Here is a 23,698-nt window from a genome sequence, read left to right as displayed (position 1 = left end):
TCCCTTGATGTGCCTGGCCGGTTCTGATTAATCGCGCGGATTCTAGCGTCGCATTATCGAGAACCCTATTCACGAAGAATGCTAGGCCGAATTCGAAAAGTCCAAAGACCAACATGAGAAAGGGAAGGCCAACAGCCGCAAACTCGATTGCTGTCACACCGTTCCGGTCCCTCGTGTATCGCCGCAGCATATGTCCGAGGAGACTTGTCACGCAGGAAAAGCGACGGCTGGAACGGGTCGGTCCGCAATTCTTGTTTGCCGACTTCATCATGGAGCGCTCTAGTTTGAACCGCCAGCAGCTTGGACTGCCAGGTCGTTGCGCGTTGTTGACTGCTGTGCTGCAGACGCAAAAGCTTCTTCACTATCTCCCATGCGCAAGGTTGGTTCACAAACAGGTGCGCATGAATAGGTTGTCCGGGCGGAGTTTCTTGTAACCGATACGGTATTCTCGCCAGACGCCTTTACGATGATGACTTCATCTATAATCGGTTTGTTGGCGTCATCCAGAATAACCAGGTTGGTACTGCCGTAAGCTTTTCCGGTGACAACGACTGTGTAGCGATCATGCATGGAGACGTCTGCGATAAATGGATTTCCGACGATAACGGTGCTCGCGGGCTCGTCGATCCGGAATACCTTCGCGCGATCTACAATTACCGAAACAACAGCCTCTTCGGAGGTTGCCGCCTGTCCGGAAAGCGTGAGGACGGCGCAAATGCACATTCTTTTGAGCATAGAAAAATCCATCGTCATGACCTACCTCAGATCTGATGAGGTTTACGAATGTTTACCAAGAACAAGGTGAAGGAAGCCCTAACGCGCGGTGTATTTTGTGGCGCCACGCTGGATGGCAAATAGAGCGTTTGAATAGGAAATAGGAAGAAGCTCGATGACAGAATTCTAGAATGTTGATCTCGTCAATGTGTCAAGTAAAAATGCCAAAATTATATAAAAATTAACTGACATAAATTCGATTTTTAAAATAATTTGAATGAATTAGGAGTTGTGATGATGATTAAATAGAAAAATTTGATAATTATAAGAGAGTAGAGTTGTGAGAATTGGGGAAAAATTTAGAAAACTAAGAAATATACTATTAACTATAAAGAAGATGCTGCGTAAAAAACCGCGCATACTTGGTAATTTTAACTCCTTGGAAACGGGCGGCGGCTACATTGCCCTCATGTTCGAACGGTCGACCAACAGGCACGACGAACGCAGAAGCTGTCAAAACAAGTGGTACATTGGAGTAAACTCATGAAAAATCTTTTCGCACGTTTTGCTAAGGACGAATCTGGCGCAACCGCAATCGAATACGGCCTTATCGCTGGTCTTATCGCCGTTGCCCTGATCACGGTTCTCGGCACGATGTCGACAAACCTGAACGGTCTTTTCACAAGCATCTCTAACGCGCTTTCCTCTGCTTCCTAAGAGATAGCTCGAGTTTAAAGAAATTTGGAGCGGTCGGGCGATTTGCGAGCCGGCCGCTCTGAAAAGCAAACGGGCGACTTTCGCCCGTTTTTGCGTTGGTTAACCGTTTGGCCACCAGCAACAGATAGTTTGCATCCAGGTCATAACGAATAACGGCAACCGACATGGAAAATGCAGCAATATTTTCGATATTTCCAGTGCTCGTCGTCTTTGCGGGAGCATCCGATCTCCTCACTATGACCATTCCCAATCGGGTTTCCATTCTGCTGATCCTGGCGTTTGGATTGATGGGTGTCCTGGCCGGCTTTTCGGTTCAAGAGTGGGGCATTCACTTGCTCGGCGGCGCGGCCGTCTTCTTACCGTGCTTTATTATGTTCTTTTTGGGCTGGATGGGCGGCGGTGACGCGAAGGTCGCGAGTGCAATTGCCCTCTGGTTTGGCTTCGGTGCCAGCTTGACTCAATTTCTGCTGCTAACGACAATTTATGGCATGGCACTGACGTTAGGTATTTTGGCATTTAGGCTTATTCCGGTGCTGCCCGGTTTTTGCTTGGGGCAGGGGTGGCTTTTGAAGCTTCACGACAAGCAAACGGGAATTCCCTACGGCATTGCGATATCGGCAGCCGCTCTGCACACATACTCTTCTTCTGCATGGTTCGATCTTCTCAGCTGAGCACCCTGACTCTTCTGTTCGAGCATTTTCAGGGTCGTTGTGAAGTAAACAAAGAGTAAATTTCCGAAAAGAAAACATTAATCAAATTTAACCAAGTTTCGTCATTATGGATTAACCATGTTTTGACGAATTGCGAGCGATATTGAAAGCAGACGGCGCTTCTTCTGCCGTCCAGGCCGGTGGATTTTTCTATGAAGTACGCACGATTGGTGGTTCTTGGAGTGGCGCTGGGGGCAGGTCTTCTGGCAGCTCGCATGGTGATGAATAGCAAATCTCCCGAGCCGCAGGTTGTCGTTACCCAAGCAGACACCGGCCAGAGCGAAGAGGTGTTGGTCGCATCGCGCGATATCGTTCTGGGATCCAAATTGTCTCCTAAAGATCTTGAATGGACGGATTGGCCGCAAGACGCTGTACCCAAGGGCGCAATTCTGAAGTCATCTGACCCAGAGGCTCGCTCAATTTATACCGGGCAGATCGCGAAAGCGCCGATCTACGACGGCGAGCCCATTCGAGCTCAGCGCCTCATAGATACGGAAAAAGGCTTTATGGCTGCGATGCTTCCCAAGGGCATGCGCGCCATTGCCGTGAGCGTCGAGGCAGAAACAACAGCCGGAGGCTTCATACTTCCCGGCGACAAGATTGATCTCATCTTGACGCAAACGGGGGAAGGAAACTCGGCGGTCAGCGAAACCATACTCGAAAATGTACGAGTGCTGGCGATTGATGAGACGACGGCGGGCGAGCAGGACAAGAAAAGTCTCTCCCCAAAACGTACAGCAACTTTGGAACTCACTCTCGATCAAGCCGAGATCGTTGCGCAGTCCCAACAGGTAGGAACGATATCTCTCGCTTTGCGCAGTGCTCAAGATTCGTCTGATGACGAAGTTGATGTCGTGCGTAAACGCGGAGGAGTGAGTTTTGTGAAATATGGCGTTTCAAGTCAGGCACCGACACGATGATAATTTCCTTCAGCAAGCGTATTCATGCCAGGCCTTTTGAAGACCGTTTAGGGAGAAGGTTCGGCCTGTCGTTCCTTCTGTGCAGCCTGTTTCTCGCGGTATGCGCTTATTCGACGGCGGCTTCTGCAGGAACGGATTTTCCTACCCAGGTGCATGTCGCCTCGGGTGAGCGCGTGAAGTCGCGGATACTCAACGTTGGGATCGGCCGCTCGATTATTATCAATCTTGCCGAGCCGGTCGCAGATGTTCTGGTGTCGAATCCGGAGATCGCTGACGCAGTGGTGCGCACGCAGCACAGGGTTTTTGTGCTTGGAAACAAGGCAGGGCAGGCCAATCTTGTCCTCTTCAGCCGGTCAGGTCGCGAACTTGCGAGCTTCAATCTACGTGTCGAGCCGGATACGACTGACCTGACAGCGCTTATCCGCCGGGTCGTCCCAGGCTCGAGCATCAACGCGGAAGCCCTGAACGGGAATATCCTGCTCACGGGAACGGCCAAGAGCACCGGCGACGCGCAACGCGCCGGAGATCTTGCCGCCCGATTTGCAGGTGAGGGAGTTACGGCTGCCCAAGTGTTGAATATGATTGCCGTCGATGGCAAAGACCAGGTGCATCTGAAGGTGACGGTTGCCGAGGTTGAGCGTTCCATCATCAAGCAGCTCGGTGTCGAACTCGGTGGCACGATTGGTATCGGGAATTATTCGACGACGTTCAACAATCCAACGTCCTTCAATGTCAATTCGAGTATCGTTAACCAATCCAGCGTGGGAACGACGTTCCTTGCTGGTGGTTCATCGGTCAATGCCAACGTAGAGGCATTGCAGCGTGATGGTGTCATCAGAACACTCGCTGAACCGACGCTGACTGCGATCTCTGGCGAAAACGCGAGTTTTCTAGCTGGCGGAGAATTCCCCATCCCCGTTGCTCAAGATGACAACACGGTTTCGGTCGAATTCAAGAAATTCGGTGTTGGCTTGGACTTCACGCCTGTTGTTCTGTCCGGTGGGCGCATTAGCCTTCGCGTCAAGACTGAGGTCAGCGAACTCACAACCGACGGCGCCGTGACAACGGGAGACATTACAATCTCCGCCTTGAAGGTGCGACGCGCAGAATCGACTTTGGAACTTCCGTCAGGAGGCACGTTGGTCATGGCAGGTCTCCTGAAAGAGACCTATAGCCAGTCAATCAATGGCATTCCTGGTTTGATGCAGCTGCCGATCTTGGGTGCCTTGTTCAAGAGCCGCGATTTTCTGCGCGAACAGACCGAGCTCGTTGTTTTTGTGACACCTTACGCGGTGTCTCCTGTCGCACGAAGCAAGATCACCCGTCCAGATAAGAACCTTCTTCCGCCGTCGGACGCAGAGACGATCTTTTTGAACCGTCTTAACAAGATTTTCCGCAGTCCCGGGAAGGTTGCCGAGGGCACCTATCACGGCCAAGTCGGCTTTATTTATAAGTGAGGAACAGACGATGAGCTTATCTTCCGTTGCAATGTTCCCGAAAGTCAGATCCTTGGCTGTTTGTCTGCTGGGGACAGGGTTGCTTGCCGGGTGCCAAACACAGTCGGTGGAAAACCAGTCTGCGATGCTTGCGGCAAATGACTATCAGTTGAGACATCCGATTATCATCACTGAGCAGCCAGAGACTCTTGACCTGCCGATTGGTTTCAACACCAGGGGTCTGAACAGGCATTTGTCGGACAGCGTTGCTGCTTTCGCGAGTCAGTCAAAGGCCAACGGTGATGGCAAAGTTGAGATCCTGGTGCCCTCCGGGTCTGGCAATGAAGCCGCCGTCCATGCGGTTGTCCCGTCTATTCGAGCGGCTTTGAAACGCGGTGGAGTTTCCGGGCGTCAGACAGCGACACGCAGTTATCGGGTGGAGGACGCCTCGGCCGAGGCGCCTATCCGCTTGTCGTATGCCAGAGTCATGGCGACTGCTGGGCCTTGTGGCGAATGGCCCAAAGATATCGGCGGCAGCGTCAATCAGAACAACGACTACTACAATTTCGGCTGTGCTCATCAGGCTAACCTCGCTGCAATGGTCAGCAACCCGGCTGATCTGATTACGCCGCGCGCAAGCACGCCTTCGGATCAGATGCGCAGAGCGGTCGTCTACGAAAAATTCAGGGCCGGTGAAGTGACGGCAAGCGAGTACAAAGAAGGCGACGGCGCCACCGTTTCGGAGTGATGATGTCAATGAGCACCGAGCTTAAATTGTCCGATACGGGCGCAGATCTGGATCCGCACACCGTTTACGAACCTCAATCGACCGCGCCAAATGCAGGCATCGATATGAGGCCAATTCCAAGGATCTCGGTTCAAGGCTTTTGTCTGAGTGACAACACGAGCCGCACGATTGAGATCGCGGCGGAGGACCGCCGGATGGCGAAAGCCCATGTGAAGGTTCACATGGGCGGTATTCCGGCGGCAATTGAATTCTATGCGCAAGCCCCGACGCCAAATCTTATCATCGTGGAGGCTGGCAACGAGCGATCGGCGCTTGTCGCTGATCTAGAGCGGCTAGCAGAATATTGCGATGCAGGCACCAAGGTTATCGTTATCGGCGGGATCAATGATGTCTCTCTCTATCGAGATCTCATTCATCAAGGCGTCAGCGAGTATCTGGTTGCACCGATTGACGTGTATCAGCTCATTGGTTCGATCGGTGAGCTATACGGTGATCCTGATACAGAACCGCTAGGTCGCACGATTGCATTTTTCGGCGTAAAGGGCGGCTGCGGATCTTCTACGGTCGCGCACAACAGTGCTTGGGCGCTCGCTCGCAACTTTGAGAATGAAGTTTCAGTTGCGGATTTCGACTTGCCCTTCGGGACAGCCGGACTGGATTTTAATCAGGATCCGCTGCAAGGCGTATTGGAGGCAGTGTCTTCCCCTGAGCGCCTCGATGAAACGTTCTTGGATCGCATTTTGTCCAAGTGCAGCGAGCACCTGAGTTTACTGGCCTCTCCTGCGTCTCTTGAGCGGACCTACGATTATGGTGAGAGCGCTTTTGATGGTCTCATCGACACCATGCGCAGTTGCACGCCGACAATTGTGCTGGATGTGCCGCATGTGTGGAACGGCTGGACCAAAAATGTTCTGGTCAGCGCAGATGAGGTTGTCATCGTTGCTGAACCGGATCTCGCCAATCTTCGTAATGCGAAAAACGTCGTCGATACTTTGAAGCAACTACGTCCGAACGACAGGTTACCGCAGCTCGTTATGAACCGGGTCAATGTACCGAAACGACCTGAGATCAAGCCGGATGAATTCGCGTCTGCACTCGGTCTGCCCGCACCGCTGATCATACCGTTCGACCCACAGCTCTTCGGAACAGCTGCCAACAACGGGCAGATGATCGCCGAGTTGGACGCAAAGCACAGTGTAAGTGCCCTGTTTTCAGAACTTGCACAGCAGGTGTCCGGGCGCAGCGACACCAACAAGTCCAAGCGGACCGGGCTGAATTCACTGCTTTCGAAATTGATCGGCAAGACGGCTTAGCGTCATCAGCGTAGCGGAGAAATAGACAACGATGTTCGGTAGACGTGGTACATCGCCTTCAGGAGCGGCGCCAGGGAGGCCCTTCCGGCCAGACGCGGCGGAAGCATCTCCTTTGGCCGCGCCTATCGAAGAAGTTGCAGTCAAGAGCGATGCGGCAACTCCAGAGGGTTCGCAGGCAGAGGCACCGCAACCAAAACCAGAGCCGAATGATAGGAAGAGCCGGAAGTCCGGCGAGTACTATGAGACCAAGGGGCAGATCTTTAGCGCCCTCGTTGAAGCAATTGACCTTTCGCAGCTGAGCCGCCTTGGCCCAGAAGATGCCCGTGATGAAATTCGGGACGTCGTCAACGATATCATTGCGCTCAAAAATGTCGTGATGTCGATTTCTGAGCAGGAGGACCTGCTCGAGGACATCTGTAACGACGTTCTTGGCTATGGCCCGTTGGAGCCTCTTCTCGCGCGTGACGATATCGCTGATATTATGGTCAATGGTGCCCACACGGTCTACATCGAGACCGAGGGCAAAATGCAGCAGACTGGCGTCCACTTCCGCGACAATGCGCAACTTATGAACATTTGCCAGCGGATCGTAAGTCAGGTCGGACGCCGCGTCGACGATTCCAGCCCGATATGTGATGCGCGTCTTCCCGATGGGTCTCGTGTCAACGTCATCGCACCGCCACTCGCGATCGATGGACCCGCGCTCACAATTCGTAAGTTCAAGCGAGACAAGCTCACACTCGATCAGCTCGTCAAATATGGATCGATCACGCCGGAAGGCGCCACAATCCTGCAAATCATCGGCAAATCTCGATGCAACGTGCTCATTTCTGGTGGTACGGGTTCGGGCAAGACGACTCTTCTCAACTGCCTTACGGCCTATATCGAGAGCACCGAACGCATTATCACCTGCGAGGATTCAGCGGAACTTCAGCTACAACAGCCTCATGTGGTGCGCTTGGAGACTCGGCCTCCAAACCTCGAGGGTGAAGGCGAAATCACCATGCGAGACCTGGTCAAGAACTGCCTTCGCATGCGGCCTGAACGCATTATCGTTGGTGAGGTTCGCGGGCCGGAAGCATTTGATTTGTTGCAGGCCATGAACACCGGCCACGATGGGTCCATGGGCACCCTGCATGCGAACTCTCCTCGTGAGGCGCTGTCGCGGCTGGAATCAATGATCACCATGGGTGGGTTCTCTTTGCCCTCTCGGACCCTCCGGGAAATGATCGTCTCGTCCATCGACGTGGTTGTACAGGCTGCGCGTCTTCGCGATGGCTCGCGACGAATTACCCACGTGACCGAAGTCATGGGCATGGAGGGCGACGTCATTATCACTCAAGACGTCTTCCTCTATGACATGATTGGCGAGGATCCGAGCGGGCGCATTCTTGGACGCCACCGGTCTACGGGTATTGGCCGTCCCAGGTTCTGGGAACGCGCGCGTTACTTTGGCGAAGAGCATCGTCTCGCCGCCGCTTTGGATGCTTCTGAACAACCGGAATACGTCAATGAGTGAGCGCGCCCATGCCTGACCTTCAGTCTTTGCTTGGTCCCGGCCTCACCACGCTGGGTGTCGCGATCTTGGTCGCGGTGAGCATCGGTGGCGTGATCTACGCGCTGTTTCAGCCTGCTCTGTCTGGAACGAAGCGCCGAGACGAACGCATCAACGTGATTGCGACTCGATCCCAATCTGTTGACGTCCGTTCGCAAGTAAGAGATGGCGACAAGCGCAGAAAGTCCGTTCAGGATCAGCTCAAGGAATTCGAGGAACGGCAGAAAAAGAAGCTGAACAAGCAATCCAATATCTCCCTGACCGCGCGTATGGAGCAGGCGGGCTTGAACTGGGAGCGAAAGCACTTCATTTTTTTCAGCATAGCTTGCGCCCTAGTTTTTCTGTTGCTCGGTCTTGTCTTCAGCAAGAGCCTTCTGATCGCTCTGGCGCTCGGATTCGCGGGCGGGCTTGGCTTTCCCAGATGGTTCATCAATGCAAAGCGTCGTCGGCGTTTTGATGCTTTTCTAAATGAGCTGCCGAATGCCGTGGACATTATCGTTCGTGGTGTGAAGGCAGGTTTGCCATTGGGAGACTGCATCCGGATCGTTGCCAATGAAGCGGCTGAGCCGGTCGCAAGTGAATTTCAAAAAATCGTAGAGACGCAGGTTATGGGCATATCGCTGACGGACTCTGTCGCGCGACTTCCCGAGCGTGTCCCGGTTGCTGAGGCAAATTTCTTTGCGATCGTGGTCGCGATTCAGCAAAGGGCTGGCGGCGGCCTGTCTGAGGCTTTGGGCAACCTGTCCAAAGTTTTGCGGGGCCGCAAGACAATGAAACGTAAAATTCAGGCTCTCAGCTCTGAGGCAAAATCTTCTGCGGGTATCATTGGTGCGCTGCCATTCCTGGTGACGGGGGCTATGTATATGATTGCTCCTGACTACATCATGCTTTTGTTTACGCGAACTGCTGGCCACATCATCATCGCCTGTGGCTTGTTTTGGATGTTCTGCGGCATCATGGTGATGCGCAAGATGATCAATTTCGACTTCTAGGAAAGAGAAGAAATGGACCTGGAAGCAATTGCCAACAGTCAATTCCTGATCGCTGTCTTGGCCGCCGTCGCGGTCGCTGGAACGCTCTATACACTCGTCGTTCCCTTTTTTGAGCGGGACGGTCTGAAGTCACGCATGAAGTCGGTCGCGCTTGAGCGCGACAAGATGCGCGCACGGGAAAGATCACGTCTGGCGGCCGAGAAGAACGATCCACGCACCGCGTTACGCGCCAAACCCAAAGAGCAGGTCAAGAATATCGTTGATCGGTTGAATTTGATGGCGATGTTGTCTGATGAGGAGACCAAGAACAAGCTGAGAATGGCAGGCTATCGAGGCACCGGCCCACTATACACTTTCCTCTTTGCGCGTGTTGCGCTGCCCGGGATTCTGCTGATTGTCGCGGCATTTTATGCCTTTGTAATTCTCGTTGATGCTTTTCCGCTTATGACGCGGGTCGCAGGTTGTATCTTTGTTGCGGGCTTGGGCGTTTTCATACCTAACCTTTACGTGCAAAATCGGATTACCAATCGTCAGCTTTCCATCCGCAGGGCTTGGCCCGATGCCCTGGATTTGATGCTGATTTGCGTTGAGTCCGGAATGTCGATTGAAGCAGCCTTTGGGCGGGTCGCAGAAGAGATCGGTGTGCAGTCAATTCCGCTAGCCGAAGAATTGACGCTTACGAATGCGGAGTTGTCGTATCTCGGGGAACGCAGGCTGGCTTACGAAAACCTCGCCACGCGAACCGGCGTTGATGGCGTGAAGAATGTCATGATGGCTCTCATTCAGGCCGAACGATACGGAACGCCTGTCGGAAATGCGATCCGCGTAATGTCGGACGACAATCGTGAGCAACGTATGCAGGAAGCCGAGAAGAAGGCAGCATCCCTGCCGCCCAAACTGACGGTTCCGATGATTGTCTTTTTCCTGCCAGTCTTGTTTTTTGTTATTTTGGGCCCGGCCGTTATGCAGGTCCTGGATACATTTGGACCACCCAAATAAGCTGAGCTTTACTCGTCAAAAGTAAGCTCAAGGCCCTTGGTCGAATTTAATAAATCAGCCGTTGTTTGAGAGCATCTGCCTGAGGTACGCGATGTTTGCCTCCGCCTGCCGCGGATCCAGCTCGGCGCGTGCAACTTGTTCAGCTTCGGAAAATTTGCCTTGTACCCCAAGGACGAGCGCAAGATTCTGACGCACCCTGCTGTCAGCGCCAGGAAGTGCCGAAGCCTTGCGCAGCGTGTATTCTGCTTCGGGCAACTGGTTGGATAAGAGGTGAGACAGGCCAAGGTTGTTCAGAAGGCTGGGATCGTTTGGCTGGATCTTGAGCGCCTGATTGTAGAGAGCACGCGCGCGCTCATGATTTCCCATCTGATCGTGCACAGCCGCTTCTGCCGACATGAGCTTCCAGTCAGGCATCTGCGGGGATTGAGCGCGCTGCAGAACGTTAAGGGCTTCGCCAAACTTGCCATTCATCGCCAGGATCTTGCCATACGCTGAGGCGATCTCGCGATCCTTGGGATGGGCAATCACGGCACTGCGCAGAACGGCCATAGATTGCGTGATCTGCCCGTTTTGCCGCAATGCGTTCGCATAGCCAACAGTGGCGGTTTTGTCCTGACGATTTCTCTCGTACTGTGCGCCCCAGCTTGAAACGGCGCGCCGAGCCTGAGCTGAACCCGGTGCCGCATAGGGCTGACTGGTGGCAGAGGCATGAGTGCCGATGCTGCCGCGCTTCGTCGCCGAGCAACCTGCTGCCAACATGAGAACACTCATTGCTGCGGCAATGGGAACCAGGCGCGAACGACGACGCTGCAGATTGTTGGTTTGAGAAGGCATAGCTGACTTCCTGGCAAGAGGACGCAAGGTTACGGACTACCTTTGAAATAACCTGTTAACCCTAATGCTTTGTTAAACGTCGCATTTTGCATGTGAGATGCGAGGCCTCGCTTTGGAAAGCTCGGGCTCCTCAGCTTGCCAATCAGGGGAGGGGCGCGTAACAGTTTTTAGGATCGAAACCCTCCATCCATCCTCAAGGAGCCAGTCTTGCGCCACTCCCTTATCCGTAAAAGCGAAGCGTTGGATCCGACGCCGATCTACGCAGTCAACGAGGCAAGTGTCGACAGTGTCGTCGGCCAGCTCGGACTAGCTGCCGGGAACTGGGTCTCACGTCACGGATATAAGGGTGAGCCGGGTCGCACATTGGTGGTCCCAGCAGCAGAAGGCTCACAGGTTGCGGTTCTTTACGGCACTGATGAGGTGGGGCTCTCCTCAACCTTTGCTTTAGGATCGCTGGTAACCGCGCTGCCATCCGGGGACTATGTTTTCGAAACCCCATTGCCAGACATTGAATTGGGTCTCTTGGGGTTCGCCCTCTCGTCCTACCGCTTCAACCGATATCGAAAATCCGGCGGAGACCTCCCGCGACTTGTGGTCCCAGATGACGTCGATCTCGAACGCTTGTATACGGTGCTGGATGGCGTAGAGCTCGCCCGTGATTTGATCAACACACCAGCCAATGATCTTGGTCCGGAGGAGCTAGCCGCCGCGATCACCAAACTCTTTGAAGAGCATGGCGGAAAAGGTGAAGTCATCGTCGGCGAGGACCTATTGGAACGGGGTTTCCCCATGGTCCATGCCGTTGGGCGAGCGAGTGCCAACGCGCCGCGGCTGGCCGACTTCACCTGGGGAGACGAGAAGGCGCCCAAAGTTACGCTTGTCGGCAAGGGTGTGATCTTTGATACGGGCGGGCTCGACATCAAACCCGCCAGTGCGATGACTTTGATGAAGAAAGACATGGGGGGAGCGGCCAACGTTCTTGGCCTCGCATCCATGATCATGGCTGCGAAACTGCCTGTTCGCCTTCGGGTCATCGTACCCTGCGTCGAGAACGCCATCTCGGGAAATGCTTTCCGGCCCGGTGACGTCTTGCCAAGCCGCAAGGGCCTTACCGTCGAAATTGGGAACACGGATGCGGAAGGCCGCTTGGTGCTCGCAGATGCACTCGCACTTGCTGACGAGGAAACGCCGGATCTTCTGATCGATATGGCGACGTTGACCGGAGCTGCACGGGTCGCACTCGGGCCGGATCTGCCACCCTTTTACACTGAAGATGATGAGCTGGCAGAGGAGGTCGCCATTTTATCTGAGGCGAGCGCGGATCCACTGTGGCGTTTGCCGCTCTGGCAACCCTACATGAAGTACCTCGACAGCAAGATTGCAGATATCAACCATATCAATACATCAGGGGTTGGTTTCGCCGGCTCGATCACCGCGGCCCTGTTTTTGTCCCGTTTTGTCGAAAATACCACTGCTTGGGTTCATTTCGATATCTATGGCTGGACGCCGATTGACAAGCCCGGCAAACCGTCTGGAGGGGAGGCGCAGGGCATTCGATGCCTCTTCGATTTAATCAGTGAGAAATATTCTTCCTGAAGATAACGGCTCCGAAACGGTTCCATGCTTGAATGATCGGATGTGAAATCGAAAAGGATGCACCTCCGACATGGCAGTTGAGATACGCGCCTCCCAGGCGCTGAAGCTTTTGCATGAGGTAAATCTGGCGCTCGTGAGAGACCAGGAGCAGGATCTTTCGGCGCGCCAAATCACGATCCTTATGACGGTCTATCTTGAGCCGCCGCCCCACACGGTAAGGGGGCTGGCTGCCAAGTTGAATGTCACAAAGCCAGCGATCACGCGGGCACTGGATACACTTGGAGGTATGAGGCTGCTATCCAGGAAAAGGGATGAAGCCGATCGGCGGAACGTAATCATTACGAGAACGGTTGAGGGTGCGCTTTACCTCGAGCAACTTGGCGATATCGTCGTTGAAAAGGCGCGTGAGCTACCCCGTTAGGGACTTTTCTCGTCCATGGTGGTTTCGGAGATTTTTGAATGCCAATTGACCTCGATCGTCGTCTTCATCCGGTCCGTTCCGACCTCGCCGCTAGTGGCTATGAGGATCGTGTCGTGGCCGAAAGATTTGTGCCGGGCGCAATCAAGATCGTGACCGCTGACTATCTGGATATGAGGCCTGCGCCCGAACTTCAGAAACCAATCGACAGCCAAGCACTCCATGGCGAAGTCGTGACCGTTTTCGAGGAGACGGACGACGGTTGGTCTTGGGGCCAGCTCGAGACAGATGGGTATGTCGGCTGGATCTTGTCGGAGGGCCTGGGTGCACACCACTCATCGACGCACCAAGTGTCGTCCCTGCGGACCTATCGCTATCCAGTCGCCGATCTTAAATTTCCACCCCTTGGACTCATTTCTATCGGGGCGCATGTTTCTGTCGTCGGCCGCAAGACGACGCGCGGTCTGGATTATGCGATCTTGAGCGATGGATCGGCTGTTGTTGCGCGCCACCTCATGCCATTGGGAGAGACGCTGGTGGATTGGGTTGGCGTTGCAGAACAGTTCATCGGCACGCCTTACCGTTGGGGTGGTCGCACGAGCCTCGGCCTGGATTGTTCAGCGCTGGTCCAGCTGTCTGCCAGCTTTGCCGGGCACACGCTGCTGCGCGACAGTGATATGCAGGAGAAAGACGCAGGTGTGCTGCTCTCCGATGTCGGACTGTCTGACCTTCAACGCGGGGACCTGGTGTTCTGGAAGGGACATGTCGGGATCATTCAGGAGAAGAACCGACTGCTGCATGCGAGTGGCCACACAATGATTGTTTCGAGTGAGCCTCTCGATAAGGCCGTGGAGCGGATTTCAAAAAATGAGTGGGGTGCGGTCACCACTCTCCGGCGTTTGTGAATGAGCTAAAACTCCGCGTTCAATGCTCCGAGGGGAGTGCCTCTGCGGTGGCAGCTTCGCCAGGAATCTCGCCTAGATCCAGATCTTCGATCTTCTGGCTGCGCTTGGCGATCTTGTCCGTCGAAATCAGGATCTGATCGATATCCTTGTTGGCTTGTCCGAAATGGGATTGCAGCTTCAAAACTCGATCATTGAGGCGCCCGACATCGGCAGTCAGATGTGCGACTTCGGCCTGAATGAGATGCGCCTGTTCGCGCATCCTGGCATCACGAAGAACAGCCTGAATCACCTGGATAGATAGCATCAATAGCGATGGCGAAACGATCACGACCCGCGACCTATGGGCTTTTTGCACCTGGTCCTCGAAACCTTCATTCAGCTCGGCAAAGACGCTTTCTGACGGCACGAACAGGAAAGCCGTGTCTTGGGTCTCGCCCGGCAGAAGGTATTTTTCCCGAATGTCCTGAATGTGCTTGGTAAAGTCGCGACGAAACTGAGCCTGCGCCTGTTTGAGCTGATCGTCGCTCTTGGCATGCCTGAGGAGGTTAAAGGCTTCGAGTGGGAACTTCGCGTCGATTGCGAGGGATGGCGCCCCGTTGGGCATGTGAACCAGGCAGTCCGGACGAGACCCGGTCGAAAGCGTTGCCTGGAAACTGTACCCGCTTGGCGGCAACTGATCCTGGATAATGGCTTCCATTCTTCCTTGGCCAAAAGCGCCTCGCGTTTGCTTGTTGGAAAGGATGGTTTGCAGCTCCACGACCTGCCCTGACAAATCGGTGATGGTGCGTTGGGCGCGGTCGATCACGGCCAGGCGTTCATGCAGCTGGCGCAGTCCCTCGTGCGTCTGTTTGGTCGTGTCGGCCATCGATATGCCGAGTTTGTGGCCCATCCCGTCGAGACGGTCGTTTACCGCGCGCATCATGTCGGATTGCCGCGATCCGAACACCTCGGCCATCGTCTGCATACGGCCTGTCATTTCCCCCTGCGATTTCAAAAGTGTCGCAAGGTGGCTCTCCAGCTCGTGAATACGCTCGGTGGCGGCTGTTTCGGCTTCGGCGCGAATTCGCAGCTGCCGCCGCGACCCCAAAACCAGCCACGCGATAAGCAACAACAGGAAAAGGCCGCCAGCGACAGAAGCCTCCAGCGCAGTCACAGGATAGCCACTCAGGACAAAAAGAACAGTTTGCATGAAACAAACATAGAACGATTCGCTCGCACTTGCAGTCCGCATGTTGAGCGTCTTCCAAGGACAACCATTGTCGCTGGACGTGTGATCAAGCTTTGCTGGACGGGAATTAATGGCCAAACTGCGCGCGAAACGGGGATATGTGCCCCCCTTTCACGTTGACCCTTGGCACGGCTTTGCCTATGTCAGTCCCATGACGAAACGTGACATCATAATTATTCCCGATCAGGTCCTGCGCGAAGTATGTGAGCCCATAACTTCCGTCGACGACGACGTGCGCGCTCTGGCCGATGATATGCTTGAGACAATGTATGACGCGCCGGGGATAGGCCTTGCCGCGAGTCAGATTGGCGTCTTGAAGCGCGTTTTTGTGCTTGATGTTGCCCAGGAAGATGCGCCCAAGGAGCCGATGGTCTTCATCAATCCGGAAATCGTTTGGAAAAGCGACGAGCTTTCCGTCTATCAGGAAGGTTGTCTTTCGATTCCGGAATTCTATGAAGAAGTCGAACGTCCAGCCTCGGTGAAGGTGCAGTTTCTCAATCGGGAGGGAGCCGAGCAGGAAATCGAGGCCGATGGCCTTCTGTCAACCTGCATCCAGCACGAATTGGATCACCTCAATGGAACACTCTTCATCGACTATCTGTCGAAATTGAAGCGTGACCGTGTGATGAAAAAATTCGCGAAACAGGCCAAGCAGTTCGGTAAGGTCTGACCTTCGCCGGCTGAAACGGAAGAAACAATCGATGGATTATGCATTCTTCCTGAAGATGTTCGCCGCATTGTTCGCGATTATGAACCCGATCGCCAACCTTCCTGTGTTCCTGTCGCTCACTGCGGACAAGACACCTGCGGGACAACGGGCAGTCGCGATCACCTTGATTGTCGCTCTTGTCGTTGGTTGCTGCATCATCGCTCTTGCTGGCAATGAAATCCTTGCCGTGTTCGGGATCTCTCTGGACGCCTTCCGTCTGGCAGGTGGTTTTCTGATCCTTTTGATCGCGCTGAACCTGATCTCGGGTGAGCAGAGCAAGGCGCATCATGGGACCGAAAAGGAACAGGAGCATCACGCTTCTCAGGAAAACCCTGCAATTTATCCACTGACGGTGCCGATCCTTTTGGGTCCGGGGACAATTTCGACCCTCATTATCTTTCGTGGGCAGGCTGACGGACTTGCTCAGGAAGTCGCATATGGCGCGGCTGCGGCAGCTTCGGTTGTGTTATTGGGTGTGACTTTCCTGGCGGCTCCTTTTTTGGAAAAGCTGCTCGGCCAGACCGCGACAAGCGTCATGAGCCGCCTGATGGGAATGATCCTTGCGGCAATTGCGATGGAAATGATGGTGTCCAGTCTCAAAGCCCTGTTGCCGGGACTGGCCTGATCGCGCAATAAGGGCGCGATCACTCAAGCAGCCGGAAACGATATGACACTTCGCATCATTTTCATGGGAACGCCTGAATTCTCCGTTCCGACACTGATGGAAATCGTTGGCCATGGCCATGATGTCGTAGCCTGCTACTCGCAGCCGCCACGGCCTGCGGGCCGAGGCATGGAGCTCAAGAAGTCTCCGGTCCATGAAGCTGCGGAATCTTTCGGCATTCCGGTTTTCACACCCGCATCCTTGAAGGACTCTGAAGAGCAGCAAAAATTCGCTGATCTCGATGCGGATGTTGCGGTTGTCGTTGCTTATGGCTTGCTGCTGCCCAAGGCTGTTCTGGAAGCGCCACGCGAGGGATGCCTCAATCTCCATGCTTCGCTGTTGCCGCGTTGGCGCGGGGCGGCGCCGATCAATCGCGCAATCATGGCCGGCGATGTAGAGACAGCGGTGCAGGTCATGCGGATGGAGGAAGGTCTCGACACCGGCCCTGTGTGCATGTCCGAGACTGTTGCGATCGGCGACAATACGACCGCTGGAGAACTGCATGACCAACTGTCGGGACTCGGCGGTGACCTGATGGTGCGCGCACTCGCGGCATTGTCTCGCGGTGCTTTGAACCAGATGCCGCAGACGGAGACTGGCGTCACCTATGCCCGTAAACTCTCGAAAGATGAGACCCGGATTGACTGGGCGCTCGGCGCGAAGGTCGTACATGACCACATTCGCGGGCTTTCGCCGTTTCCAGGTGCCTGGTGCGAAATGATGCTCGCGGATAAGTCTGAGCGGGTTAAAGTCCTCCGCAGTCAGCTTGCGGAAGGCACTGGCTCGGCCGGCGAGGTCTTGGCGTTGGACGGCAATGGTCCAGTGGTGGGATGCGGTGCTGGCGCTGTCAGGCTCGTTCAGGTACAGCGCGCGGGCAAGAAAGCAGTTTCGGGCGAAGACTTTCTGCGCGGGGCGACACTATCGGTGGGCGAAACGCTGTCTTGAGGTCGGCGTAGCCAGCACCAGTGCAAATAGGAGAAGGACCGCAAAATGAGCGATCACTTCGAGCCGGAAAAACTGATCGTTCGAGCGGTCGAACCCGCTGATGAGCTTGGTGTAAGGGAGCTTGTGACCGCTGCCTTTGATCAGTCAACAGAAGCGGGCCTGGTTCATAAACTCAGACACTGCGGCGCATTGGTTCTCGAGCTTGTCGCAGTCACGGACCGAGGAAGGATCCTCGGTCATGTTGCGTTCAGTCGTGTGACGCCAACCAACATTGGCGCGGGCCAGGAGCTGAAGATTAGCTGCCTCGCGCCAGTCTCTGTCTGGCCGGAGTTTCAGCGTCAGGGCATTGGTTCACGGGTCATTCGCGCCGGACTGGATCAACTCAAGGACCTGGGGGAAGACCTTGTTCTGGTGCTCGGTCCTCCAGCTTATTTTCCACGGTTCGGCTTCGACCCTGCCTTGGCGCGAAAGGTCCGCGCGCCCTATGCGGGTGATGCCTTCCAGGCAGTTGCGCTGACAGATGCCGTTGAAGCCGACCTGCCCATTGAAGTTGCCTTTGCCACACCCTTTCAGGAATTCGAGTAAGATACGGAATGCCGCGTTACAGCTTCACTGTTGAATATGATGGCCGGCCCTATTGCGGTTGGCAGCGTCAGGCGAACGGCCCGTCTGTTCAGGCAGCTCTCGAGCGTGCCATCAAGGCGTTCAGCGGTGAAGAGGTGACCATTGGTGGCGCAGGCAGAACCGATGCAGGTGTTCATGCCACTGGTCAGGTGGCTCATGTGGACCTTGAAAAAGCATGGCCTGCGGCGACAGTTCTGCGTGCGATCAATTTTCATATTCAGCCCGACCCAGTTGTTCTGCTCGACTGTGCAGAGATGCATGAGGGGTTCGACTCTCGGTTTTCAGCCATTCGCCGATCCTACCGCTACCGGATCTTCAATCGCTCTGCGCGTCTCACGTTTGAACGAGGCCTTGCCTGGCATGTGAAGGCAGAGCTTGATGCAGATGCGATGAATGACGCCGCGCAGGAGTTTGTCGGTCATCACGACTTCACGACGTTCCGTCACGCAAAATGTCAGGCCAAAAGCCCGGAGAAAACACTCGAGACTTTCTCAGTGAGGCGTGAAGGGCTGTTCGTGATTGCTGAATGCTCTTCGCGTTCATTTCTGCACAATCAGGTGAGGTCGATGGTAGGGACACTCAAGCTGGTTGGTGAGGGCAAATGGACGGCGCAGGATGTGCGAGCTGCCCTTGCGGCCCGGGACAGGAAAGCCTGCGGGCCCGTGGCGCCGGCTGATGGTCTGTATCTGACAGGCGTCGACTACCGATCCAAGGACAAGGATATCGCCAAGGCGAAGGCCAAGAAATTGGAAGAAAGCCAGCGCTAGCTCGGAACCTCCGGTTCGACACACTTCTTGTAGAGGTGCCAGGTCGTGTGGCCGAGGATTGGTAGTGTGATGACGAGCCCGGCGAAGGCCGGTGCGATCGACACAATCAGACTAATCGTGACCACGATGGCCCAGCCGATCATGGGGACGGGCGACATGGCAACAGCCTTCACGCTCGTAATCATTGCAGTGATGAAGTCTCGGTCCTCTTCCATAAGGAGAGGAAAGGAGACCACCGTCAGCGAAAACAGGATGAGGGACAGGATTGCGCCGACAACATGCCCTATGGCGAGAAACATGAGGCCTTCTGGTGTGTTGACGATCTCGGACAGGAATTCGCCAAAGGAAGCGAAGGACCTGAAGCCGAGGAAAAGCGCAAGCAGAAGGCGGACCTGGTACATCCACATGATCTGAACGAATAAGACGACAAACGCCATCCAGGAAAGTTCGCGGCTTTTCTGGGCCCACATGGTGCCAAGGATCGCCGACCAGCTCAGCGGTTCATTTCGGCTCAATCTGCGGCTAACCTCATAGAGACCGACCGCTGCGAATGGGCCAATCAATGCAAAACCGGCAGCAAGAGGGTAGCTCAGGTAGCTCATGTCGAACGCCGCCGCAGTCAGCACGATAAGCAGGCCGCCGATGGTGAAGAAGGCGCCGAAGGCCAGACCATAGATCGGAGCTCTGTGGAAGTCCCGCATGCCGTCACCGAGCGCATCGATTACGTCGGAGATCGAGATCTGCCGAACCACCGGTGCCTTTCGAAGAGGCGACGCTGTATCCGTATCGGTCTTGTCCGTGCTGTCTGTCATCATTTTCCTCCCGCGTCGCTCCCGAAACGACCTGACCATCATGACCAGCGGAAAGTCGAACGCCAATCGTACTTTTCGGTATGCGCATTGAATTTCGTACGGAAGCCATGGGAAGAATGCGCTTTTGGCGCAGCTCGCTGACTGCAAAACCGGATCTTTGCTTGATCCAGCGGCAGCTTGCGACTAACTGCAGGACAGTATTTGCAATTCTGAGCCGCGAGCGGATTTTAAATGTCTTCGAACGACAGCCAGGTAAACGCGACACCCGGATTGGCTTGGCTGCTTGCCAGCCCCATTGGGCGGCTGGGCCGTGAGCCTTATTGGCTGGTTCTGTTCCTGGTCTGGATTGTCATCGGCATTGCGATCAACATGTGGTTCGGTTCAATCGATGAGGATGTCTCGATCGAAAATCTTACGCTTCAGGGGTTCGTTGAATCGAACCCCTTGTTTCCAGTTCTGTTTTTTGTCCTTCAGTGGGTTGAATTGGCGCTGGTCATCAAGCGGTGCCAAGACATTGGCATTACCGGCTTTACGGCGCTTTTGATTTTTGTTCCCGGGGTGAATATTCTTGTGGTGCTCGTGCTTGGCTTTATTCCGAGCCAGCAGATGCCCAACCGTTTTGGTCCGTTTCCAAACAGCTATTATCGCCGCAAGTCCTGATTGCTTCAGGGTTCTCAATTCAGATCGTGACCGCGCAGATCCAGAGGTTCCATGTCCGCCCAGCATTCTCCCGCAGTTCAATTTGCCCGAAATCTGATCCGTTGCCCGTCGGTGACGCCAGCTGAGGGCGGGGCGCTGGATTACCTCGAAAAACTTCTGGGCGGCGCCGGCCTCAAGATAGATCGTGTCACATTCACAGACAGTGACACCCCGAACGTTGAGAACCTATTCGCTTCGATTGGATCAGGAAGCCCTCATTTCGTCTTCGCTGGGCACACAGACGTGGTCCCGCCTGGCGACGAAGCTGATTGGAGCCACGCACCTTTCGCTGGAGACATCGTCGGGGGCACGCTTTTCGGTCGGGGTGCGGTTGACATGAAAGGTGGTGTCGCTTGCTTCGCTGCAGCGGCACTGGATTTCCTGGAGGCAAATGGCCCGGAATTTGGCGGGAAAATCTCGTTCCTGATCACCGGCGATGAAGAAGGGCCGGCCGTGAACGGGACCGTAAAGCTTCTCCAATGGGCGGAAGAGCAGGGTCATCGTTTTGACGCCTGTATCGTCGGAGAGCCAACCAATCCGAATGAGCTCGGCGATGCCATAAAGGTCGGTCGTCGTGGATCCTTGTCGGGGACCGTTGTCGTGACCGGCGTTCAAGGTCACGCGGCCTATCCCGAAAATGCAAACAACCCGATCCCTGGTCTCATGCGCCTGATGAGTGCGCTGGATGAGGTGGCCTTCGATGGTGGCAATGATCGTTTTCAGCCGAGCAATCTGGAGATTGTAACGTTTGATGTGGGCAATCCGGCGTTCAATGTCATACCGGCAAAGGCGGAAGCGCGCTTCAACATCCGGTTCAATGACACTTGGTCCCTGGACACTCTGAAAGCCAAAATCGAAGGTATTCTGTCGGACGCAGCGAGTGATGATCTAGAATGGTCGGTCGTGTTCCGGCGTGACGCCAGCGAGTCTTTTTTGACCCGTGACGAAACGCTCATCAAGGCGCTGAGCAATTCGGTCGAAGCCATAACAGGTAGAACGCCCGCGCTGACGACCGGCGGCGGCACTTCTGACGCAAGGTTTGTGAAGAATTATTGCCCTGTCGTCGAATTCGGCCTCGTCGGCCAAACCATGCACAAGGTCGACGAATGTGTTGCGTTGGCCGACGTCGATGGTCTCACGGCCATCTACCGGAAATTCCTCGACGACTACTTCCAAGAAGCCAAAGGTGGTTGATCTATGCTGAGCGGACAGGAAATTGCGCGTGCCCTTCAGGGAAGCTGGATGCTCTTGCGCAATCGTCCCGAAGGCATGCGTGGCTTCGATCTGTCGATTGAGGGGTTCTGGCGCTCGTTTGCGGTGGTCTTCCTGCTTGTGCCGCTTTTTGTCGTCAGTTCATTGGCTGAGCGAAAGCTCCTTTTGGACGAGACGGATTTCCTTCCCGCGGGTGCCTTCTGGCTTGCCCAATTTACCAGTCTTGGACTGGACTGGGTGGCCTTACCTCTATTGCTCGCGGGACTCGCAAAGCCTCTCGGCATTTCTGCAGGCTATGTCCCATTCATCGTCGCGCGCAACTGGACAAGCCTCCTGGCAGCCCTGCCGTATGTGTTTGTCGGCCTTCTCTATCTGGCAGGACTGATCGCGCCTGGCATCATGGTTTTGCTGTCCCTTGTGACCTTGATTGTGGTCATCTGGTACCGCTTCATCATTGCGCGCGTCGCCTTGCAAGCAAGCATGAGCATGACGATCGGTGTCGTCATTCTCGACATCATTCTGTCCTTATTGATTGGGGAGCTCGCGGGACGGATTTGGGGATTGTGATCTCCCGGGGTCCTGTCGGTCCTGCCGTTTTTGCGTATCGGATAGGACCTCGGCAAACCAGTCGGCAGCCAACCGAACCGTTTCTTTTTGCCTGACGTTTTCATGGAAAACGATCCAGAGCGGCCTGCTGACGACGACATCGTGGTCGAGCACCTCTAGATCCGGTTCATCTTCGAAGAGCAGATCAGGCAACATGGCAGAGCCTGCCCCTGCTTTCACCGCTGCCAGTATCGCCGAAAGGCTTGAAAACCGTGCAGAGGGTTCGCTCCCATGCCGGGACTTCATGGCGGCGATTTCCGGCAGATCGTCATATTCGCGTTCATAGGCAAAATACGGCAAAGCGTGTTTCCCGACCGGAACGGCGGAGCGTGCTGCAACAGGGCGAAAGCGAATGTCGCGTGCCTTGCGTATGATCAGCATTCCTTCGTTCGGCCGGTTAAGTCGAAGAGCAATTTCAGCGTCTCGGCGGGCAAGGCTGTGTGTTGCCGTCGAGGCGACGACCTCAAGCACGATATGAGGATGCCTGCGCGAGAATTCACCGATGCGCGGCGCGATGAGCTGGTCGATGACCATCGGTAGTGCACTGACCCGAAGTGTCTGGACGCCGCTGTTTGGCAGAGGCAATTGGGTCAAGGCTTTTTCCATTGCCTGTGCTGCCGACAGGAGGGAGGTCCCGGTCGCAGTTGGAACAAGTTTGCCGCCCGCGCGCTTGAATATGGGCATGCCAACGACCGCTTCAGCAGCGGTCAAACGGCGGGCAACTGTCGTCTCGTTGACATCGGACTCGGCGGCGGCCGCGGTCAATGTGCCTTTACGGGAAATCAGGAGCAGTAGATGATAGGAATTCCAGTCGAGCATTCCTGCATATTTGCATGTGCTTCCTGCAGTATCGAGTGTTTAATTGCCGCGTATGCGAGCATAGTTTCCTTCGTAAAACGTATGGAGAAACTGCATGAAGCCAGCTGGGGCGAAGCGCCCTCAAACTCTTTTAGAGCTAACGGGTGGAGCGTCTGAGTGGGAGCGGCCTGTACCAGAGGAAACGGTCTTAATCCTTGTTGCAGTTCAGGAAGAGTACAAATCGGGACGCCTGCGGCTCAGCGGTGTGGATGAGGCTCTGAGCGAAATTGTACAACTTCGAGCCCGGGCCTCGGAACTTGGAATTCCTGTCGTGCATGCGTTCAATGACGGAGGGCTTGGTGATCTCTTCGAGCCCGCTGCCAGCGGTATGTTTTGTTCTGAAGGAACTCCGCGACCAGGTGAACGGGTCATTTCGAAAACCAAACCAAATGCTTTTGCAGACACGGGACTCGCAGAACAGCTTCAACGGGATGGCGTCAAGAACATAATCGTTGGCGGTTTTATGTCCCACCTGTGCGTGTCAAATACGATCCGCGGCGGTTTTGAACATGGATTTCGCGGCGCAGTGGTCGCTAGCGCTTGCGCAAGCCGGCCTCTGCCGCTGCCAACCGGAGGCTCGTTGCCGGGCTATGCGGTGCATGACGCTGCGATGGCCTCCATCGCCGACCTTTTCGCAACAGTGTTGCCCAACGTCTGCGCGATATGAAAACACCCGCGAAGCGTTGCCGCGCGGGTGTCGTCGTGCCGTCTGTTTGA

26 protein-coding genes and 1 pseudogene are annotated in these 23,698 nt (G+C 55.0%); 21 read left to right on the top strand and 6 right to left on the bottom strand.

Features of this window, described 5'->3' with window-relative positions; translation table 11 throughout:
- Positions 1-43: 43 nt before the first annotated feature.
- A pseudogene (locus tag IG617_RS21855) lies at positions 44-190 on the bottom strand (TadE/TadG family type IV pilus assembly protein); the annotation flags it as partial.
- A gap of 89 nt (positions 191-279) precedes the next feature.
- Positions 280-753: a pilus assembly protein N-terminal domain-containing protein gene (locus tag IG617_RS18655; protein WP_192110761.1), complete on the bottom strand. Its 474-nt coding sequence runs from the start codon at positions 751-753 to the stop codon at positions 280-282.
- A gap of 504 nt (positions 754-1,257) precedes the next feature.
- Between IG617_RS18655 and IG617_RS18650 the strand changes: the two genes are divergently transcribed.
- The 9 genes from IG617_RS18650 to IG617_RS18610 all read left to right on the top strand — a co-directional run bounded on the left by IG617_RS18650 (position 1,258) and on the right by IG617_RS18610 (position 10,104).
- Positions 1,258-1,431: a Flp family type IVb pilin gene (locus IG617_RS18650; protein WP_192110760.1), complete on the top strand. Its 174-nt coding sequence runs from the start codon at positions 1,258-1,260 to the stop codon at positions 1,429-1,431.
- A 164-nt stretch (positions 1,432-1,595) separates the two neighbouring features.
- A complete protein-coding gene (locus IG617_RS18645; protein WP_192110759.1) occupies positions 1,596-2,102 on the top strand; it encodes an A24 family peptidase in 507 nt (168 codons plus the stop codon).
- A gap of 191 nt (positions 2,103-2,293) precedes the next feature.
- The gene (gene cpaB / locus IG617_RS18640; RefSeq protein ID WP_192110758.1) at positions 2,294-3,061 is read left to right on the top strand and encodes a Flp pilus assembly protein CpaB; all 768 of its coding nucleotides are present in this window, start codon (positions 2,294-2,296) and stop codon (positions 3,059-3,061) included.
- Positions 3,062-3,234: 173 nt separating this feature from the next.
- Positions 3,235-4,518, top strand: coding sequence for a type II and III secretion system protein family protein (locus IG617_RS18635; RefSeq protein WP_209008608.1), 1,284 nt, complete (start codon positions 3,235-3,237; stop codon positions 4,516-4,518).
- A 10-nt stretch (positions 4,519-4,528) separates the two neighbouring features.
- A complete protein-coding gene (locus IG617_RS18630; RefSeq protein WP_209008607.1) occupies positions 4,529-5,245 on the top strand; it encodes a CpaD family pilus assembly protein in 717 nt (238 codons plus the stop codon).
- 194 nt (positions 5,246-5,439) lie between these two features.
- Positions 5,440-6,558, top strand: coding sequence for a CpaE/TadZ family protein (locus tag IG617_RS18625; RefSeq protein ID WP_254170627.1), 1,119 nt, complete (start codon positions 5,440-5,442; stop codon positions 6,556-6,558).
- Positions 6,559-6,589: 31 nt separating this feature from the next.
- The gene (locus IG617_RS18620; RefSeq protein ID WP_192110755.1) at positions 6,590-8,077 is read left to right on the top strand and encodes a TadA family conjugal transfer-associated ATPase; all 1,488 of its coding nucleotides are present in this window, start codon (positions 6,590-6,592) and stop codon (positions 8,075-8,077) included.
- A gap of 8 nt (positions 8,078-8,085) precedes the next feature.
- The gene (locus IG617_RS18615) at positions 8,086-9,105 is read left to right on the top strand and encodes a type II secretion system F family protein (protein WP_192110754.1); all 1,020 of its coding nucleotides are present in this window, start codon (positions 8,086-8,088) and stop codon (positions 9,103-9,105) included.
- 12 nt (positions 9,106-9,117) lie between these two features.
- Positions 9,118-10,104 (top strand): type II secretion system F family protein, encoded by a 987-nt coding sequence (locus IG617_RS18610; RefSeq protein WP_192110753.1) that lies wholly within the window; start codon positions 9,118-9,120, stop codon positions 10,102-10,104.
- 54 nt (positions 10,105-10,158) lie between these two features.
- Here IG617_RS18610 and IG617_RS18605 read toward each other — a convergent pair whose 3' ends face one another.
- Positions 10,159-10,938, bottom strand: coding sequence for a tetratricopeptide repeat protein (locus IG617_RS18605; protein WP_192110752.1), 780 nt, complete (start codon positions 10,936-10,938; stop codon positions 10,159-10,161).
- A 207-nt stretch (positions 10,939-11,145) separates the two neighbouring features.
- On the opposite strand from IG617_RS18605, the gene IG617_RS18600 reads away from it, so the two are divergent.
- The 3 genes from IG617_RS18600 (at position 11,146) to IG617_RS18590 (ending at position 13,857) form a co-directional block, all read left to right on the top strand.
- Entirely contained in the window at positions 11,146-12,534 is a 1,389-nt protein-coding gene (locus IG617_RS18600) for a leucyl aminopeptidase family protein (RefSeq protein ID WP_192110751.1), read from the top strand.
- 70 nt (positions 12,535-12,604) lie between these two features.
- Entirely contained in the window at positions 12,605-12,955 is a 351-nt protein-coding gene (locus IG617_RS18595) for a MarR family transcriptional regulator (protein WP_192110750.1), read from the top strand.
- A 38-nt stretch (positions 12,956-12,993) separates the two neighbouring features.
- Positions 12,994-13,857: a C40 family peptidase gene (locus IG617_RS18590; RefSeq protein ID WP_192110749.1), complete on the top strand. Its 864-nt coding sequence runs from the start codon at positions 12,994-12,996 to the stop codon at positions 13,855-13,857.
- A gap of 19 nt (positions 13,858-13,876) precedes the next feature.
- On the opposite strand, the gene IG617_RS18585 is transcribed toward IG617_RS18590, so the two are convergent.
- Positions 13,877-15,046: a DNA recombination protein RmuC gene (locus IG617_RS18585; RefSeq protein ID WP_192110748.1), complete on the bottom strand. Its 1,170-nt coding sequence runs from the start codon at positions 15,044-15,046 to the stop codon at positions 13,877-13,879.
- Positions 15,047-15,236: 190 nt separating this feature from the next.
- Between IG617_RS18585 and def the strand changes: the two genes are divergently transcribed.
- The 5 genes from def to truA are packed head-to-tail and all read left to right on the top strand — an operon-like array spanning position 15,237 to position 18,794.
- Positions 15,237-15,755 carry a peptide deformylase gene (gene def, locus IG617_RS18580; protein WP_192111100.1) on the top strand — a complete coding sequence of 173 codons (519 nt, stop codon included), beginning with the start codon at positions 15,237-15,239 and terminating at the stop codon, positions 15,753-15,755.
- Between the two features lie 31 nt (positions 15,756-15,786).
- A complete protein-coding gene (locus IG617_RS18575; RefSeq protein WP_192110747.1) occupies positions 15,787-16,419 on the top strand; it encodes a MarC family protein in 633 nt (210 codons plus the stop codon).
- 42 nt (positions 16,420-16,461) lie between these two features.
- Positions 16,462-17,403 carry a methionyl-tRNA formyltransferase gene (gene fmt, locus IG617_RS18570; protein WP_192110746.1) on the top strand — a complete coding sequence of 314 codons (942 nt, stop codon included), beginning with the start codon at positions 16,462-16,464 and terminating at the stop codon, positions 17,401-17,403.
- 45 nt (positions 17,404-17,448) lie between these two features.
- Complete coding sequence (locus IG617_RS18565; protein ID WP_192110745.1) at positions 17,449-17,988, top strand: GNAT family N-acetyltransferase; 540 nt, start codon at positions 17,449-17,451, stop codon at positions 17,986-17,988.
- A gap of 8 nt (positions 17,989-17,996) precedes the next feature.
- Positions 17,997-18,794, top strand: coding sequence for a tRNA pseudouridine(38-40) synthase TruA (gene truA, locus IG617_RS18560; protein WP_192110744.1), 798 nt, complete (start codon positions 17,997-17,999; stop codon positions 18,792-18,794).
- Here the strand turns inward: truA and IG617_RS18555 are convergent.
- Positions 18,791-19,606, bottom strand: a complete 816-nt coding sequence (locus IG617_RS18555) for a DUF2189 domain-containing protein (protein ID WP_254170626.1) — start codon at positions 19,604-19,606, stop codon at positions 18,791-18,793. The two genes, truA and IG617_RS18555, sit on opposite strands and share 4 nt — an antisense overlap.
- A gap of 231 nt (positions 19,607-19,837) precedes the next feature.
- On the opposite strand from IG617_RS18555, the gene IG617_RS18550 reads away from it, so the two are divergent.
- Genes IG617_RS18550 through IG617_RS18540 form a run of 3 tightly spaced genes read left to right on the top strand, consistent with a single transcriptional unit; the run spans position 19,838 to position 22,084 of the window.
- Positions 19,838-20,266 carry a DUF805 domain-containing protein gene (locus IG617_RS18550; RefSeq protein WP_192110743.1) on the top strand — a complete coding sequence of 143 codons (429 nt, stop codon included), beginning with the start codon at positions 19,838-19,840 and terminating at the stop codon, positions 20,264-20,266.
- 51 nt (positions 20,267-20,317) lie between these two features.
- Positions 20,318-21,499: a succinyl-diaminopimelate desuccinylase gene (dapE, locus tag IG617_RS18545; RefSeq protein WP_192110742.1), complete on the top strand. Its 1,182-nt coding sequence runs from the start codon at positions 20,318-20,320 to the stop codon at positions 21,497-21,499.
- A gap of 3 nt (positions 21,500-21,502) precedes the next feature.
- Entirely contained in the window at positions 21,503-22,084 is a 582-nt protein-coding gene (locus IG617_RS18540) for a hypothetical protein (RefSeq protein WP_192110741.1), read from the top strand.
- Here IG617_RS18540 and IG617_RS18535 read toward each other — a convergent pair.
- Complete coding sequence (locus IG617_RS18535; RefSeq protein ID WP_192110740.1) at positions 22,043-22,942, bottom strand: LysR family transcriptional regulator; 900 nt, start codon at positions 22,940-22,942, stop codon at positions 22,043-22,045. The genes IG617_RS18540 and IG617_RS18535 overlap by 42 nt on opposite strands.
- A gap of 94 nt (positions 22,943-23,036) precedes the next feature.
- Between IG617_RS18535 and IG617_RS18530 the strand changes: the two genes are divergently transcribed.
- Positions 23,037-23,648 (top strand): isochorismatase family protein, encoded by a 612-nt coding sequence (locus IG617_RS18530; protein ID WP_192110739.1) that lies wholly within the window; start codon positions 23,037-23,039, stop codon positions 23,646-23,648.
- The last annotated feature ends 50 nt before the right edge of the window (positions 23,649-23,698 follow it).

This window comes from Roseibium polysiphoniae (assembly GCF_014842925.1).
GTDB lineage: Bacteria > Pseudomonadota > Alphaproteobacteria > Rhizobiales > Stappiaceae > Roseibium > Roseibium polysiphoniae.
The sequence above is the reverse complement of the archived record's forward strand: the minus strand, read 5'-3'. Positions and strand labels throughout refer to the sequence as shown.

Excerpts from the sequence above, each read along its gene's own strand:
- IG617_RS18655 (WP_192110761.1), bottom strand. The coding sequence starts at position 753 with ATGACGATGGATTTTTCTATGCTCAAAAGAATGTGCATTTGCGCCGTC.
- IG617_RS18650 (WP_192110760.1), top strand. The coding sequence starts at position 1,258 with ATGAAAAATCTTTTCGCACGTTTTGCTAAGGACGAATCTGGCGCAACC.
- IG617_RS18645 (WP_192110759.1), top strand. The coding sequence starts at position 1,596 with ATGGAAAATGCAGCAATATTTTCGATATTTCCAGTGCTCGTCGTCTTT.
- cpaB (WP_192110758.1), top strand. The coding sequence starts at position 2,294 with ATGAAGTACGCACGATTGGTGGTTCTTGGAGTGGCGCTGGGGGCAGGT.
- IG617_RS18630 (WP_209008607.1), top strand. The coding sequence starts at position 4,529 with ATGAGCTTATCTTCCGTTGCAATGTTCCCGAAAGTCAGATCCTTGGCT.
- IG617_RS18625 (WP_254170627.1), top strand. The coding sequence starts at position 5,440 with ATGGCGAAAGCCCATGTGAAGGTTCACATGGGCGGTATTCCGGCGGCA.
- IG617_RS18620 (WP_192110755.1), top strand. The coding sequence starts at position 6,590 with ATGTTCGGTAGACGTGGTACATCGCCTTCAGGAGCGGCGCCAGGGAGG.
- IG617_RS18615 (WP_192110754.1), top strand. The coding sequence starts at position 8,086 with ATGCCTGACCTTCAGTCTTTGCTTGGTCCCGGCCTCACCACGCTGGGT.
- IG617_RS18610 (WP_192110753.1), top strand. The coding sequence starts at position 9,118 with ATGGACCTGGAAGCAATTGCCAACAGTCAATTCCTGATCGCTGTCTTG.
- IG617_RS18605 (WP_192110752.1), bottom strand. The coding sequence starts at position 10,938 with ATGCCTTCTCAAACCAACAATCTGCAGCGTCGTCGTTCGCGCCTGGTT.
- IG617_RS18595 (WP_192110750.1), top strand. The coding sequence starts at position 12,605 with ATGGCAGTTGAGATACGCGCCTCCCAGGCGCTGAAGCTTTTGCATGAG.
- IG617_RS18590 (WP_192110749.1), top strand. The coding sequence starts at position 12,994 with ATGCCAATTGACCTCGATCGTCGTCTTCATCCGGTCCGTTCCGACCTC.
- IG617_RS18585 (WP_192110748.1), bottom strand. The coding sequence starts at position 15,046 with ATGCAAACTGTTCTTTTTGTCCTGAGTGGCTATCCTGTGACTGCGCTG.
- def (WP_192111100.1), top strand. The coding sequence starts at position 15,237 with ATGACGAAACGTGACATCATAATTATTCCCGATCAGGTCCTGCGCGAA.
- IG617_RS18575 (WP_192110747.1), top strand. The coding sequence starts at position 15,787 with ATGGATTATGCATTCTTCCTGAAGATGTTCGCCGCATTGTTCGCGATT.
- fmt (WP_192110746.1), top strand. The coding sequence starts at position 16,462 with ATGACACTTCGCATCATTTTCATGGGAACGCCTGAATTCTCCGTTCCG.
- IG617_RS18565 (WP_192110745.1), top strand. The coding sequence starts at position 17,449 with ATGAGCGATCACTTCGAGCCGGAAAAACTGATCGTTCGAGCGGTCGAA.
- truA (WP_192110744.1), top strand. The coding sequence starts at position 17,997 with ATGCCGCGTTACAGCTTCACTGTTGAATATGATGGCCGGCCCTATTGC.
- IG617_RS18555 (WP_254170626.1), bottom strand. The coding sequence starts at position 19,606 with ATGACAGACAGCACGGACAAGACCGATACGGATACAGCGTCGCCTCTT.
- IG617_RS18550 (WP_192110743.1), top strand. The coding sequence starts at position 19,838 with ATGTCTTCGAACGACAGCCAGGTAAACGCGACACCCGGATTGGCTTGG.
- dapE (WP_192110742.1), top strand. The coding sequence starts at position 20,318 with ATGTCCGCCCAGCATTCTCCCGCAGTTCAATTTGCCCGAAATCTGATC.
- IG617_RS18540 (WP_192110741.1), top strand. The coding sequence starts at position 21,503 with ATGCTGAGCGGACAGGAAATTGCGCGTGCCCTTCAGGGAAGCTGGATG.
- IG617_RS18535 (WP_192110740.1), bottom strand. The coding sequence starts at position 22,942 with ATGCTCGACTGGAATTCCTATCATCTACTGCTCCTGATTTCCCGTAAA.
- IG617_RS18530 (WP_192110739.1), top strand. The coding sequence starts at position 23,037 with ATGAAGCCAGCTGGGGCGAAGCGCCCTCAAACTCTTTTAGAGCTAACG.